Origin of the sequence: Neisseria sp. HMSC073G10 (assembly GCF_001812605.1) — a bacterium.
Classification (GTDB): domain Bacteria; phylum Pseudomonadota; class Gammaproteobacteria; order Burkholderiales; family Neisseriaceae; genus Neisseria; species Neisseria subflava_A.
Window position 1 is genome coordinate 104,274 of record NZ_KV809488.1, and the last position, 14,280, is coordinate 118,553.

Sequence of the window (14,280 nt, forward strand, 5' to 3'; positions counted from 1 at the left end):
TAAAAAGGCCGTCTGAAATTTCAGACGGCCTTTTGTTCTTTAAACTGTTTAGTCCAGATTTAACACGGCAGAAGTGTAAACGTCTTGTACGTCGTCCAAATCTTCCAATGCGTCAATCAGTTTTTGCATTTTAACTGCATCTTCGCCGCTCAACTCAGTTTCGTTTTGGGCGCGCATGGTAACGTCGCCGTCAACAGATTTGTAGCCTGCGGCTTCCAATGCTGCTTTCACACCGGCCCAGTCATTCGGCGCGGTAACCACTTCGATAGAACCGTCGTCGTTGGTGATGACATCTTCCGCACCGGCTTCCAAAGCCGCTTCCATCAGCGCATCTTCGTCAACGCCCGGTTCAAACACCAAATAGCCTTGATGAACGAAGTTGAACGCTACGCAACCGTCGGTACCCAAGTTACCGCCGTTTTTAGTGAACGCATGGCGTACATCGGCAACGGTACGGGTTTTGTTGTCGGTCAGACAGTCCACCATCAAAGCCGCGCCGCCGATGCCGTAGCCTTCGTAACGCAACTCGATGTATTCCACGCCTTCCAGATTGCCCGTACCTTTGTCGATGGCACGTTGCACGTTGTCTTTAGGCATATTGTTTTCAGCGGCTTTTTCCAAAGCCAGGCGCAGGCGCGGGTTCGCGCCGGGATCGCCGCCGCCCATGCGGGCAGCAACGGTAATTTCTTTAATCAGACGGGTGAAGATTTTGCCGCGTTTGGCATCTTGTCGGGCTTTTTTGTGTTGGATATTTGCCCACTTACTATGGCCTGCCATGTTGATTCCTTTCGTTTTTTCACGCGTTGAGGCGGAATTTGCTTTATTTGTAAGGCGTGCATTTTATCATAAGTTGCCTTTACCCAAAATATTCAGACGGCCCGAACATTTGCAAAAACAGGCCGTCTGAAAACAAAGAAACCTTTTTTAAATAAAGAAGCACATTTGCGGCAAACCTTTGTCAGTTTTTCGTTTTAATTCACGAAGGTTTACGGTATGATGACAAAACCGGTCAAAATTGTTAACAACTTAACCGGTATCGAATGGCAAAACGGCCTGCTCGCCGATGTTGCCAAACGCTAAAAATGAGTGGGAGTAGTTACCCATATCATTTTATTTTTATTGTTTTTATTAAAGGTTTTATTATGGAAGAAATATTGTCTGCTCTGGTGGGTGCAGTCAATCTGGTTCTTTGGGACTACCTGCTGATTTATGCCTTAATCGGTATCGGCCTGTTCTTTACCCTGTACTTGGGCGCGCCGCAAGTGACCAAATTGGGGGCGGGTTTCAAATCCGTTTTCGGCGGCTTGTTCAGCAAAAAAGACAAAGACCACGAAGGCAAATCCCTGTCTCAATTTCAAGCGCTTGCCGTGGCGATTTCCGCACAAATCGGCACCGGTAACGTTGCCGGTGTTGCTACTGCGATTACTGCCGGCGGCCCGGGTGCCATTTTTTGGATGTGGTTGTCTGCCATTTTAGGCATGTCCACCATTTTTGCAGAAGCCGTTTTGGCGCAAAAATACCGCGTGGTCAGCCACGGCAAATACATCGGCGGCCCTGCGTTTTACATCACGCACGGCCTGACTCCGAAAATCGGCCGTGGTGTGGCGCGTTTCCTGTCCGGTTTTTTCTCCATTGCCTTGATTATCGCGCTGGGCTTCATCGGTAACGCGACCCAATCCAACTCCATCGCTTCGGCCATGAATTTGGCTTTTGATATTCCTCCGATGGCTGTCGGCATCGCTTTGGCGGTATTCGCCGGCCTGATCATCATCGGCGGCATCAACCGCATTGCTGGTATCGCGCAATTTGTCGTGCCGTTTATGGCGGTGATTTACATCTTGTGTGCCGTAATTATTTTGTTCAAATTCTCCGACCACATCATTCCGATGTTCCACAGTATCTTTGTCGCCGCCTTCAATCCTGAAGCAGTATTAGGCGGTGCGGCCGGTATCGGTATGCGCGAGGCCGTCCGTTTTGGCGTGGCACGCGGTCTGTTTTCCAATGAAGCCGGTATGGGTTCGACCCCGCACGCTCATGCGACCGCCAACGTCAAACACCCTGTACAACAAGGTATGGCCGCGTTTATCGGTATCTTTATCGATACGCTGATGGTCTGCACGGCAACCGCGCTGATTATCCTGCTGACCGACGCTAACTTGTCCGGCGAAACCGGCGCTGCGGTTACTCAACTGGCGTTTAACAAAGCCTTCCCGGGTTTTGGTTCACAATTGCTCGCCGTCTGCCTGACCTTCTTCGCCTTCACCACCATCATCGGCTGGTACTACTTCGGTGAATCCAATATCCGCTTCCTGTTCCGCGGCAAACACTTGGGCATCTACCGCGCACTGGTTTTGGTGGCCATCGTACTGGGTACCTTGGGCAAAGTGGATTTGGTTTGGAGCATGTCCGATATGTTCAACGGCTTTATGGTCTTGCCGAACTTAATCGCCCTCTTCCTGCTGCGTAAGGAAATCCGTGCGGTTTACGACGATTATCTGGCGCAAACCAAAGCCGGCAAAGAGTTGACCTACAACTACGAATTCCACGAATTTCACGACAAAAACCCTGATTAACGACAAACAAAAACCTCTCAGTCAACCTGAGAGGTTTTTTATTTCAGGCCGTCTGAAACTACAACACATAAAAATAAATGCTGATAAATTGCGTCAAACTGCCTGCCAAGACAAACAAGTGCCAGATACCGTGGCCGTGGCGGATTTTCGTATCGTTGATAAACCAATAAATCCCCACGCTATACAATACGCCGCCCAACACCAGCCAAAACAGCCCACAGGCTGAAAGCGACTGTATCAGCGGCCATACCGCCACCACAATCAGCCAGCCCATCAACACATAAATCACCATTGACAGCAGCCGCTTCTCGCTCTTGCGCCCAATCGTCAGCTCCTGAACAATGCCCAGCAAAGCCAGCCCCCATGACACACCGAAAAGCGACCAGCCCCAACCGCCGTGAAGGGTAATCAGCGTAAACGGCGTATAGCTGCCTGCAATCAAAAGATAAATCATGCAATGATCGACCTTTTGCAAAATCGCCTTGGCCTTCGGCTGCGGAATACTGTGGTATAAGGTTGAGCCCAAATACAGAAGCAGCAGGCAGACTCCGTAAGTCAGTGCACCGGCAATCCGATAGCCGTCCGCCGATTCCACCGCTTTCACCAGCATCAGCACCAAGGCCGCCACTGCCAACAAGAAACCGGCCAAATGGCTGTACGCATTAAATCTCTCGCCGTGATACATAAACCATTCTCATTTCTAAAAAACCAAAGTGTACGCGAAGACAGAGGCTTCGTCAGAAAAATCGGTTTAAAAATAAGTTAAAGCGCAAAGGCCGTCTGAAAAACACGGCCTTGCAATATAACAAAAACATCTTTGCAACAAACAAACCATTCTTTCCCTTTTTCAGACAGCCTCACTAAAGTATCGACTGTTGCCAAGGTTGCAAAGAGAGAAAAAATGTCCATCCAAAACCACCACCTCGACTGGCTCGAGGCCGAATCCATCTACATTATCCGCGAAGTGATTGCCAATGCCCAAAACCCGGCTCTGCTGTTTTCCGGCGGCAAAGACTCCGTCGTCTTGCTGGCGCTTGCCGTCAAAGCCTTCCAAATCGAAGGCCGTCCGCTGAAGCTGCCGTTCAAACTCCTGCACGTCGATACCGGCCACAATTACCCCGAAGTCATCCAGTTCCGCGACGACACGGTCGCACGCACCGGCGTACAACTTGTGGTCGGCAGCGTAGAAGAATCCATCCGCAAAGGCAGCGTCGTCTTACGCCGCGAAACCGATTCACGCAACGCCGCGCAAGCCATTACACTGGTTGAAACCATCGAAGAACAAGGCTTTGATGCGCTGATGGGTGGCGCACGCCGCGATGAAGAAAAAGCGCGCGCCAAAGAACGCATCTTCTCTTTCCGAGACGAGTTCGGCCAATGGGATCCCAAAAACCAACGTCCTGAGTTATGGTCGCTCTACAATACACGCCTGTTCCAAGGCGAAAACATGCGCGTGTTCCCGATTTCTAACTGGACGGAATTAGACATCTGGCAATACATCACACGCGAAAAACTCGCTCTGCCGCCGATTTATTACACCCACAAACGCGAAGTTGTCGAACGAAACGGCCTGCTCGTTCCCGTTACACCATTGACGCCGAAGCGCGAAGGCGAAGTTGCCCAAATCCGCGACGTCCGTTTCCGTACTGTCGGCGATATTTCCTGCACCTGCCCGGTTGCCAGCACCGCCGCCACGCCCGAAGACATCATTGCCGAAACCGCCGCCGCGACCATTTCCGAACGAAGTGCCACACGCATGGACGACCGCGTATCGGAAGCGGCAATGGAAGAACGCAAAAAACAAGGCTATTTCTAAACCGTTTTTTCAGACGGCCCCTATATATTTCAAACCCGAACAACACGGCAAAGCCATCCGCCCCTGCCGTGTTGTTTGCTTTATTATTCTTGCAAATATCATTTAACAACAAAAGCTTAATCAAAAATCCTTACCAAGCGACAAACAATAAAACATAAACAAACATGGTATAATGAACGCTTACAGGCAGAGATTTAGACAAAAGTCTCAGGCCGTCTGAAGGAGGAAAAACATGAATCGACGCGTTTATATCGTACATGGCTTTGAAGGCAACCCGCACGGCAACTGGTTTGACTGGCTTTGCGCCCAAATCAAAAGTACCGGCGCACAAGCAATCTCCCTCGCCATGCCCAATCCCGACAAACCAAGCACGACCGCGTGGCAGTTTACCCTTGACCAGCACATCGGCAAGCCCGATGCCCATACCATCCTAGTCGGCCACAGCCTCGGCTGCATTACCCTCCTTCATTTCCTCAGCCGCCAACAGCCGCAAAAAATCGGCGGTCTGCTGCTTGCCGCTGGTTTTGCCGATACGTTGCCGCCCCTGCCCACACTTGATGCCTACATTAAAGCAGCATCCCCCGATTTCGACATCCTGCGCAAAATCGACATGCCCAAACACTGTCTGGTTTCCGACAACGACACCCATGTTCCGCCCGAACTGACTTTGGACATGGCGGCCAAGCTCAAAAGCCCTGTTACCCATATTCCCGAAGGCGGCCATTTGATGGCTTCGGACGGCTTTACCCAACTGCCGCAGGCTTGGGAAGCGCTGAAACCCATGTTGACCGAATAAACACACAATATAATCCAGTTTTCATACGGCCTTGTATGCCTCTCTCCCCATGACAGGCCGTCTGAACGACAATAAAAAAACAACCTGCCCTTTCAAGCAGGTTGTTTCTTTTTATGCCTCATTAACGGCAAATTTAATATTGCACCGTCCATTCAATCTCGCTACCAGCCCTCATCGGTACAAGCTCGCCATCGCCGTAAGGTACGCTGGCAGGAACGGTTTGCGTTTGTTTGACCAATGTGATGGTATCGGTATTTTCAGGCAGACCGTAGAAACGCGGGCCGTTTTTAGAAGCAAAGGCTTCCAGTTTGTCCAACGCGCCTGCTTTCTCAAACACTTCAGCATAAAGCTCAATGGCAGTCATCGCGCTGAACATGCCGGCGCAACCGCAAGCGTTTTCTTTGGCAGTTTTGGCATGTGGCGCAGAATCCGTGCCGAGGAAGAATTTGTGCGCCCTATCACCGGTAACGGCGGCAACCAAAGCCTGACGGTGGGTTTCACGTTTTAGTACAGGCAGGCAGAAATGATGAGGGCGCACGCCGCCGACCAGAAGGTCGTTGCGGTTGAGCAGCAAGTGTTGCGGCGTCACGGACGCGGCCACATTATCGCCTGCTTCCAATACCAGTCGGGCTGCTTCGGCAGTGGTGATGTGTTCAAACACGACTTTAAGATTCGGCACTTGTGCCAAAACCGGCTTCATCACGCGCTCGATAAAGGCGGCCTCGCGGTCGAAAATATCAATTTCAGGATCAGTGACTTCGCCGTGAACCAAAAACAAAATACCCTGTTTCGCCATTTCTTCCAACACAGGAATCAGCTTAAACAAGTCAGTCACGCCGGAATCGGAATTGGTGGTCGCGCCTGCCGGATAGAGTTTGAAAGCCACGATACCAGCAGCTTTGGCTTCACGCACGAGTTCGGGAGTGGCATTGTCGGTCAAATAAAGCGTCATCAACGGCTGAAAGGTGCTGCCTTCGGGCAGGGCGGCCATAATGCGCGCTTTGTATGCTTGGGCATCGGCAACACTGACGACAGGCGGCTTCAGGTTGGGCATGATGACCGCGCGGCCCATTTGTCGGGCCGTGTACGGGGCAACGGCTTTGAGCGCGTCGCCGTCGCGCAGGTGTAAGTGCATATCGTCGGGGCGGATGATGGTCAGGGTTTGCATAGCTTACTTTCGAGTGGTTTGGTTTGATAATGTTTCAGACGGCCTTTATTCGGCGGTAACGGTTTCTATTAATTTGATGTTTCAATCGTCAACCAGCCAGCCTAAGGCAAAACGGCAGCCTTATTGTCGTAAGAATGATGGGTCAAATAAAAAACAGCCTGTACCGGAAAATGCTCGGACGACGTTGTTTTAACGGTCAGCAAGGTTTCTTTCGGACTGCCGGACGCGCGCCATGCGTAGGAAATCTGACGCATAGGCAACGGGGTTTCCGCCAAATTATCGGCACGCAACTCAGCGTTCAAACCTTGCGGCGGATTTTCTGCCAAAGCCAAAAATTGTTTGAAAATCAGATGGTCGTCGGCTTTAGCCGTGCGCACGCTGCAACTGTCTTCGGTCAGGCTCAAATAATAATCCGCGCCGTTTACCGTTTTCTTCCAAATGCTTAATGCCTCCAAATCCATCATTCCGGCAGGCAAATCGGCAATATCTTTTTTCGACAATAAAACCAGTTTGTTGGCATTGGCAAACTCGCCGACAAGGGCGGCATCGCTGTCTGCGGCCACGCAGCTTTGGCGGAACAAGTCGGTTACATTTTGGGCATAATCGGCAGCGTTCTGCGGCGAAACGCCTTCATTACCGCATGCACTCAGGCAGACGGCCAATACGGCGGCAGACAACGCGACGGCTTTAGACATTTCAGACGGCCTTTATTTGTGTTTCAACACCAGCTTGAACACGCCGTCAGCCTCGTTCGATTCCAACAAGACATGTCCGGTCTGACGGCAAAACGCTTCAAAATCGCCGGGCGCGCCGCCATCGGTAGCCAATACGGTCAGCACTTCGCCTTCCTGCATTTGCGCCAAAGCTTTTTTGGCACGCAAAATCGGCAGCGGGCATTTCAAACCGATGACATCCAGAGTTTGTGTATTCATGATAAAAACTCGTCATATTAATCAGAATTAACGTCAATTATACCGCACTTACTTGCACCCCACCCTGCAAGCCCATAAAATAAAGCCGTTTTTCACTTTGGAGCTGTCTATGCGCCGTTTTGCCCTTCTCGCTCTCAGCCTTGCCGCGACTCAAGCATTTGCTTTGGGTTTCAGCCAAAAGGATACGCTGACCAACACGCGTTATCAGGAAAGCCCTGAAGAAGTTGCCGCACGCGAATTTAAAGAACACAAAGCCGAGTTGCCGCCCTTGCCCGATACCCAATCGGGCGATTGGTTCGACCTCTATGTCAACGAAACCTACGGCAAGCAGCCCAAAATCCTGCTCAGCAGCCTGCAAATCATGCCTGCGCCTGACAACAGCATCCGCTACGTCTTGAATGTGCGCTCTGACAAAGGCTACGACAACCTCTCCGTCGAAGGCCTCTATTGCGCCCGCACGTCCTTTACTTACAGCAACGACAAGCGTTCGTCTTACAAAGTATTCGCTTACGGCGACACAGTAAACCACCGCTGGATCGAGCCGCGTAAAGGCGATTGGAAGCTGATCGGCAATGCGTTCAGCCGCAACGACGCCCTGCACACCGCCCTGTATCAGGCATTCTGTATCGACGGTATGCCGACAACGGTCGAAGGCTTGGTACAACGTTTGAAAGAACGCGGCGGCCGTCACGGTACAACGCTGACCAACCACGACAAATAAACCACTTTAATCAAGAAAAAGGCCGTCTGAAATTTTTCAGACGGCCTTGTCTTTCAAGACGGCTTAGAATTTGTGATACAGGCCCACAGAAGCGGCTTTTTGTTCAACGCCGCCTTTGTTGGCTGCAGTCAAACGGGTTTTGTTGCCGACTTTCAGATACGCCAGTTGGGCAACTACGCCGGTGCGTTTGCTGAAGGTGTATTGGCCGCCGACAACGACTTGGTCGAATTTATCCACCAATTTTTCGCCACTGTTCACGCCCTTGGCAGGCCAGCCGTGCGCGTAAGTAATGCGTGGGGTGACATTGCCCAATTTGTAACCGACTGTTACCGCTGCATCAACTACTTTCACGGCTTCAGATTTGCCTGAATCGACAGTAATGTCACTACCCTTGTACTCATTAAAACCATCGGTGAAATAGCCTAAATATTCGTTGCCTGTCTCATGGCCTTTGGCATAGTGTACGCCGCCGCCGACAAAGAGATTGTCTTTATCATAATAAGTTTCGACTTTGGCGATTTGCGCCGCTTTGACTTTGCCTGATTTGTCGGTGTACGCGCCATTGTAGTGGCCGTAAGCCGCATTGGCGGTAAAGCCGTTTTTAGAGAAGCTCACGCCGCCGGTGTATTGGTCTTTGGCCGGTTTGCTGTGCGTGTATTTGTCTGAAGGATTGCGGTTGTCGCGCGGTGCGTAAGACACGTTGAATTTGAATCCGCCGAAATCCGGGCTGTCGTAGCGTACAGCGGCGTTGCGGTTGCCGGTACGGGTAAAGATGCCCAAGCCTGCGGCATTGGTTTTGTACATCCATGGATCGATGGTGTCCATTTCGTTCAGCATATTGCTGAGTTTACCGGCGCGAATCTTACCGAAGTTACCTTGCAGGCCGATGAAGGAGTCCCGAGTGGCAAAACCTTGGGAACCGCCGGTAATGGCCGTTTTTTGTTCAACTTGCCAGATGGCTTTCAAATCGCCGCCCAAGTTCTCGCTGCCTTTGAAACCGATACGGGAGGTATTGTCATTGATGCTGGTTGCGGTAGAGCTGGTTTCAGAACCTGCGTCACCTTTGATTTTTACTTGACCGACGGTCACGCTGCTTTTGATTTGACCATACAGAATGACGTCTGCAGAGGCAGCCAGCGGCAAACCGGCAATAACCAAAGCGATAATCGATTTTTTCATTATTCTCTCCAAAACAAAGTTAAAATCTCGTGAAAACACGTTTAGCAATATTAATGTTTTCCAACGCTACAAACAACTACTTTCATCTTGATAGACACTTTTATTCATTAGAGTTTAGACTTTTTACAACATTTTCAAATAAAACAGGCCGTCTGAAAGAAATTTCAGACGGCCTTCCTATTTGCAGCGAAAACGTGACTTGGGTTGTCTTAAAAACTCCGGTTCAGGCAGATGCGGCGCAGTTTAAAGCCATGCGCGACATTATCGGCGGCGAAAACAACCGTCCCGTACAACCTTTGAACGAGCGCGAAGTCAATGAAGACAAATAACTTCTAAGGCCGTCTGAAAACAAAAAAAGCACCCGGAAATGGGTGCTTTTTCAATCACATCAATCAGGCTTTTTTGTTACCCAACGCGGCTTTCACAAACGCGCTGAACAAAGGATGGCCTTTGCGCGGATTGGAAGTAAATTCCGGATGGAACTGACAAGCGAAGAACCAAGGATGATTTGGCAATTCGATGGTTTCAACCAAACGCTCGCGGCCTGCGGATACGCCGCCAATGACCAAACCGGCTTTTTCCAACTGAGGCACATAGTTGTTGTTAACTTCGTAGCGGTGGCGATGACGTTCGCGGATATGTTCGCTGCCGTAGATTTTTGCAGCAAGACTGCCCGGTTTGAGGTCAACTTCTTGCGCACCCAAACGCATGGTACCGCCCAAATCGGCAGATTCATCGCGGGTTTCTACGCTGCCGTCGGCAGTTTGCCATTCGTCAATCAGGGCAACGACAGGCGCGGCGCATTTCAAGTCAAACTCGGTAGAGTTCGCACCCTTCAAGCCTGCAACATCGCGGGCGTATTCGATCAGGGCAATTTGCATACCCAAGCAGATACCCAAGTATGGTACGTTGTTTTCACGCGCATAGCGTACGGCGGCAATTTTGCCTTCTACGCCGCGTGAACCGAAGCCGCCCGGCACCAAAATCGCATCCATGTCTTTGAGCATGGAAACGTCGCCATTGCCCTTCTCGATGCTTTCGCTGTCGACAAAGGTAATTTGTACGTCGGTTTCAGTATGAATACCGGCGTGTTTCAGGGCTTCGATCAATGATTTGTAGGACTCGGTCAAATCAACGTATTTGCCGACCATCGCAATTTTGACGGTATGTTTCGGATTTCGAATCGCGTGAACGATTTTCTTCCATTCGGTCAAATCGGCTTGTTTGACATTCAGCTGCAACTGCTCGGTAATAATGCTGTCGATGCCTTGGTTGTGCAGCATTTCAGGGCATTCGTAAATGCTGTCCACATCGTAGCTGCCCACGATGGCGCGTTCTTCAACGTTACAGAACAAAGCAATCTTACGGCGCTCGTCCGCAGGCATTTCTCTGTCCATACGGCAGATCAGGATGTCTGGTTGCAAACCGATGCTCAACATTTCTTTAACGGTATGCTGGGTCGGTTTGGTTTTGATTTCGCCGGCGGCGGCAATGTAAGGAACATAGCTCAGGTGGGCAAACAATGTATTGTTGCGGCCGAGCTGGCTGCGCATTTGACGGATGGCTTCCAAAAAAGGCAACGATTCGATATCGCCGACTGTACCGCCGATTTCGACAATAGCCACATCATAACCGGCCGCGCCTTCATGGATACGGCGTTTGATTTCATCGGTAATGTGCGGAATCACTTGTACGGTACCGCCCAAATAGTCGCCGCGACGCTCTTTGGCAATAACGTTTTCATAGACTTGGCCGGTACTGAAGCTGTTGCGGCGAGTCATGGTGGCGTTGATGAAACGCTCGTAGTGACCGAGGTCAAGGTCGGTTTCCGCGCCGTCATCGGTCACGAATACTTCGCCGTGTTGAAAAGGGCTCATGGTACCCGGGTCAACGTTGATATACGGGTCGAGTTTAAGCATGGTCACGTTCAAGCCACGCGACTCAAGGATAGTAGCAATAGAAGCGGCGGCGATACCTTTACCCAAAGAAGATACAACGCCGCCGGTTACGAAAATAAATTTAGTCATGATGTGATACCCATGTTGGAATGTGTGATTTTAACTTGAAGCAGCATATTCTGGCAAACGGCAAAAGCTTCAGGCCGTCTGAAAACAGCGTTTTCAGACGGCCTTATCATACTGATTCTATATATCAGCGCAGCTCGCGGCGCAGGATTTTGCCAACGTTGGATTTTGGCAACTCGTCGCGGAATTCGATGTCTTTCGGCACTTTATACGCCGTCAGTTCTTTGCGGCAGAAATCGATCAGTTCTTCCTTGGTCAAAGACGGGTCTTTGCGTACGACGAAGACCTTAATCGCTTCGCCGGTTTTCTCACTTTTCACGCCGATACAGGCGACTTCCAAGACTTTGTCGTTTCCGGCCACCACTTCTTCGATTTCGTTCGGATACACATTGAAACCGGATACCACAATCAAATCTTTTTTGCGGTCCACCAGCTTCAACCAGCCTTTTTCATCCATCACAGCAATGTCGCCGGTCTCTAAAAAGCCGCGTGCATCGATTGCTTTGGCGGTTTCTTCCGGACGGTTCCAATAGCCTTTCATCACTTGCGGGCCGCGTACCCACAATTCGCCCGGCTGTCCGATAGGCACTTCTTTGCCATCCGCATCACGCAATTCGACCTCGGTTGAAGAAACAGGCAGACCAATACCGCCGCTGTAAGCTTCGATATTCAAAGGATTACAACATACGCCCGGGCTGGCTTCGGTCAAACCATAAGCTTCCACAATCGGCGTACCGGTAATTTTTTTCCATTTTTCCGCCACGGCTTTTTGTGTTGCCATACCGCCGCCCAAAGTCAGCTTCAAACGGGAAAAATCAACTTCGGCAAAATCCGGACGGTTGACCATCGCATTAAACAGGGTATTCACACCGATGAATACGCTAATCGGCTCTTTTTTCAATTCACCGATAAACCCTTTCATATCGCGAGGGTTGGTAATCAGGATGATTTTAGAACCGGTATTGGCGAAAATCATCAGGTTTACCGTCAAGGCAAAGATATGATAAAGCGGCAACGCGGCAATGACCGTTTCTTTGCCTTCGTGCAGGCTGTTTTTAATCCATTCTTTTGCCTGCAACATATTGGCGCAGATATTGCCGTGCCTGAGAACGGCGCCTTTTGCCAAACCGGTCGTGCCGCCTGTATATTGCAGCAAGGCAGTATCGTCGCGCGTCAATTCGACTGGTTTGAACGTATTTGCTGCACCTTGCTTCAAGGCCGTCTGAAAAGTCACGGTATTGGGAATGCGGTATTCCGGCACCATTTTTTTCACTTTGCGGATGACGAAGTTCATCAACGCGCCTTTAATCATGCCGAACATCTCGCCGACCGACGCGACAATTACATGTTTGATTTGCGTACGCGGCAACACCAATTCCAACGTATTGGCAAAGTTCTCCAACACGACAATCGTTGTCGCGCCGCTATCTTTCAACTGATTCTCCAACTCGCGCGGCGTATAAAGCGGATTGGTATTCACTGCCACCAAACCTGCCTGCAAAATACCGAAAAGTGCAATCGGATATTGCAAAACGTTCGGCATCATAATTGCCACACGCTCACCGCGCGGCAGTTTCAATACATTTTGCAGGTAAGACGCAAAATCGGTCGCCAACTTGCCCACTTCGGCATAAGTCAGCGTTTTGCCCATGTTTTGAAAAGCAGGTTTATCCGAGAATTTCTCAACACTTTGACGGAATACGTCACTGATGGAGCTGTATTGAGAAATATCGATTTCAGGGTTTACGCCTTGTTCGTAGCTTTTGAGCCAGAGTTTTTCCATATTGATCAGTCTTTTATTTAGTCGTTTTTTGAAATCGAGGCCATCTGAAAGGCTTTATTCAATCTGCCGTTTCGTTTTCAGACGGCCCTTTTATTAAGCTGTAATAATGACAGGCTTGTCGGTGGACATGATGATACCGCCACCCAAGCATACATCGCCGTCGTACAGTACCGCTGATTGTCCAGGGGTTACTGCCCATTGCGGCTCGTCAAAGATAAGCTCGATGGTTTCATCATCCAAGTAACGCAACGTACAAGGCGCGTCGGCCATACGGTAGCGCGTTTTGCAGGTATAGCGTCCTTCGTTCGGACGTTCGGGCAATGTGAAACTCAAATCGTTCATCATCAGGCTTTGCGTATAAAGCAAAGGATGGTCATGGCCTTGGACGACAATCAGTTCGTTTTTGGTCAAATCCTTGGCCGCAACAAACCATGGTTCGCCTGCGCCGCCGATACCCAAGCCTTTGCGTTGACCCAGCGTGTAAAACATCAAGCCAACGTGTTCGCCGACTACTTTGCCTTCAGGGGTAACCATTTTGCCATTATTGGTCGGTAGGTATTTTTGCAGAAATTCGCGGAACGGGCGCTCGCCGATAAAGCAGATGCCGGTACTGTCTTTTTTGGTTGCAGTCGGTAATTTGAATTCTTCGGCAAGACGGCGGACTTCAGGCTTTTCCAACTCGCCCAATGGGAAAATCGCGCGCTCGAGTTGGAAAGGTTTGAGGCGGTACAGGAAATAGCTTTGGTCTTTGTTTTGATCCAAGCCTTTGAGAAGGTAATGCACGCCGTTTCGAACTTCTTTGCGGGCATAGTGTCCGGTGGCAATGGTATCAGCACCCTGCTCGATGGCGTAGTCCAAAAAGCATTTGAATTTGATTTCGGCATTGCACAAGACATCCGGGTTTGGCGTGCGGCCTGCGCTGTATTCTTTGAGGAAATAAGCAAATACGTTGTCTTTATATTGCGCGGCAAAATTGACGATGTCGATATCGATTCCGATGATATCGGCAACGGCAATGGCATCAAAGGAATCTTGTTTGATGCTGCAATATTCATCGTTGTCGTCATCTTCCCAGTTCTGCATGAACACGCCGCTGATTTGATGGCCTTGCTGTTTGAGCAGGGCCGCGGTAACGGATGAATCGACGCCGCCGGAGAGGCCGACGATGATGTTTGCTGGTGTGTTGTGAGTATTCATGAGCGGAATGTGGGTTTCAAATACATTTTTTAAAGCGTGATTTTAGCACATTTTGATTTAACGACAGAAAAGGCCGTCTGAAAGCCCAATG

General features: G+C 50.2%; 14 protein-coding genes. 5 read left to right on the top strand and 9 right to left on the bottom strand.

Annotation, left to right across the window (positions count from 1 at the left end):
- Positions 1-48: 48 nt before the first annotated feature.
- A complete protein-coding gene (locus HMPREF2865_RS01075) occupies positions 49-777 on the bottom strand; it encodes a YebC/PmpR family DNA-binding transcriptional regulator (RefSeq protein ID WP_049331317.1) in 729 nt (242 codons plus the stop codon).
- Positions 778-1,142: 365 nt separating this feature from the next.
- Between HMPREF2865_RS01075 and HMPREF2865_RS01080 the strand changes: the two genes are divergently transcribed.
- The gene (locus tag HMPREF2865_RS01080) at positions 1,143-2,573 is read left to right on the top strand and encodes an alanine/glycine:cation symporter family protein (protein WP_070645030.1); all 1,431 of its coding nucleotides are present in this window, start codon (positions 1,143-1,145) and stop codon (positions 2,571-2,573) included.
- Between the two features lie 58 nt (positions 2,574-2,631).
- Here HMPREF2865_RS01080 and HMPREF2865_RS01085 read toward each other — a convergent pair whose 3' ends face one another.
- Complete coding sequence (locus HMPREF2865_RS01085) at positions 2,632-3,258, bottom strand: PAQR family membrane homeostasis protein TrhA (RefSeq protein WP_070645034.1); 627 nt, start codon at positions 3,256-3,258, stop codon at positions 2,632-2,634.
- A 132-nt stretch (positions 3,259-3,390) separates the two neighbouring features.
- Here HMPREF2865_RS01085 and cysD point away from each other — a divergent pair, with 132 nt between their 5' ends.
- Both cysD and HMPREF2865_RS01095 read left to right on the top strand, forming a co-directional pair.
- A complete protein-coding gene (cysD, locus tag HMPREF2865_RS01090) occupies positions 3,391-4,389 on the top strand; it encodes a sulfate adenylyltransferase subunit CysD (protein ID WP_283120618.1) in 999 nt (332 codons plus the stop codon).
- A gap of 232 nt (positions 4,390-4,621) precedes the next feature.
- Entirely contained in the window at positions 4,622-5,185 is a 564-nt protein-coding gene (locus HMPREF2865_RS01095; RefSeq protein ID WP_070584339.1) for an RBBP9/YdeN family alpha/beta hydrolase, read from the top strand.
- A gap of 133 nt (positions 5,186-5,318) precedes the next feature.
- On the opposite strand, the gene pyrC is transcribed toward HMPREF2865_RS01095, so the two are convergent.
- The 3 genes from pyrC to HMPREF2865_RS01110 form a co-directional block, all read right to left on the bottom strand.
- Positions 5,319-6,353: a dihydroorotase gene (gene pyrC, locus HMPREF2865_RS01100; protein ID WP_070584337.1), complete on the bottom strand. Its 1,035-nt coding sequence runs from the start codon at positions 6,351-6,353 to the stop codon at positions 5,319-5,321.
- A 101-nt stretch (positions 6,354-6,454) separates the two neighbouring features.
- Positions 6,455-7,048 (bottom strand): NMCC_0638 family (lipo)protein, encoded by a 594-nt coding sequence (locus HMPREF2865_RS01105; protein WP_070645040.1) that lies wholly within the window; start codon positions 7,046-7,048, stop codon positions 6,455-6,457.
- 12 nt (positions 7,049-7,060) lie between these two features.
- Positions 7,061-7,285 (bottom strand): sulfurtransferase TusA family protein, encoded by a 225-nt coding sequence (locus tag HMPREF2865_RS01110; protein WP_070645043.1) that lies wholly within the window; start codon positions 7,283-7,285, stop codon positions 7,061-7,063.
- Positions 7,286-7,394: 109 nt separating this feature from the next.
- On the opposite strand from HMPREF2865_RS01110, the gene HMPREF2865_RS01115 reads away from it, so the two are divergent.
- Entirely contained in the window at positions 7,395-8,006 is a 612-nt protein-coding gene (locus HMPREF2865_RS01115; RefSeq protein ID WP_063067910.1) for a CNP1-like family protein, read from the top strand.
- A gap of 63 nt (positions 8,007-8,069) precedes the next feature.
- Here the strand turns inward: HMPREF2865_RS01115 and HMPREF2865_RS01120 are convergent, their stop codons facing one another.
- The gene (locus tag HMPREF2865_RS01120; protein ID WP_070645046.1) at positions 8,070-9,185 is read right to left on the bottom strand and encodes a porin; all 1,116 of its coding nucleotides are present in this window, start codon (positions 9,183-9,185) and stop codon (positions 8,070-8,072) included.
- 53 nt (positions 9,186-9,238) lie between these two features.
- Between HMPREF2865_RS01120 and HMPREF2865_RS12305 the strand changes: the two genes are divergently transcribed.
- Complete coding sequence (locus HMPREF2865_RS12305; RefSeq protein WP_070645049.1) at positions 9,239-9,514, top strand: carbonic anhydrase family protein; 276 nt, start codon at positions 9,239-9,241, stop codon at positions 9,512-9,514.
- A gap of 63 nt (positions 9,515-9,577) precedes the next feature.
- On the opposite strand, the gene HMPREF2865_RS01130 is transcribed toward HMPREF2865_RS12305, so the two are convergent.
- The 3 genes from HMPREF2865_RS01130 to mnmA form a co-directional block, all read right to left on the bottom strand.
- A complete protein-coding gene (locus HMPREF2865_RS01130) occupies positions 9,578-11,212 on the bottom strand; it encodes a CTP synthase (protein ID WP_049350648.1) in 1,635 nt (544 codons plus the stop codon).
- Positions 11,213-11,336: 124 nt separating this feature from the next.
- Positions 11,337-12,992, bottom strand: coding sequence for an AMP-binding protein (locus HMPREF2865_RS01135; protein WP_070645052.1), 1,656 nt, complete (start codon positions 12,990-12,992; stop codon positions 11,337-11,339).
- 93 nt (positions 12,993-13,085) lie between these two features.
- Positions 13,086-14,189 (bottom strand): tRNA 2-thiouridine(34) synthase MnmA, encoded by a 1,104-nt coding sequence (mnmA, locus tag HMPREF2865_RS01140; RefSeq protein ID WP_070645055.1) that lies wholly within the window; start codon positions 14,187-14,189, stop codon positions 13,086-13,088.
- Positions 14,190-14,280: the final 91 nt, after the last annotated feature.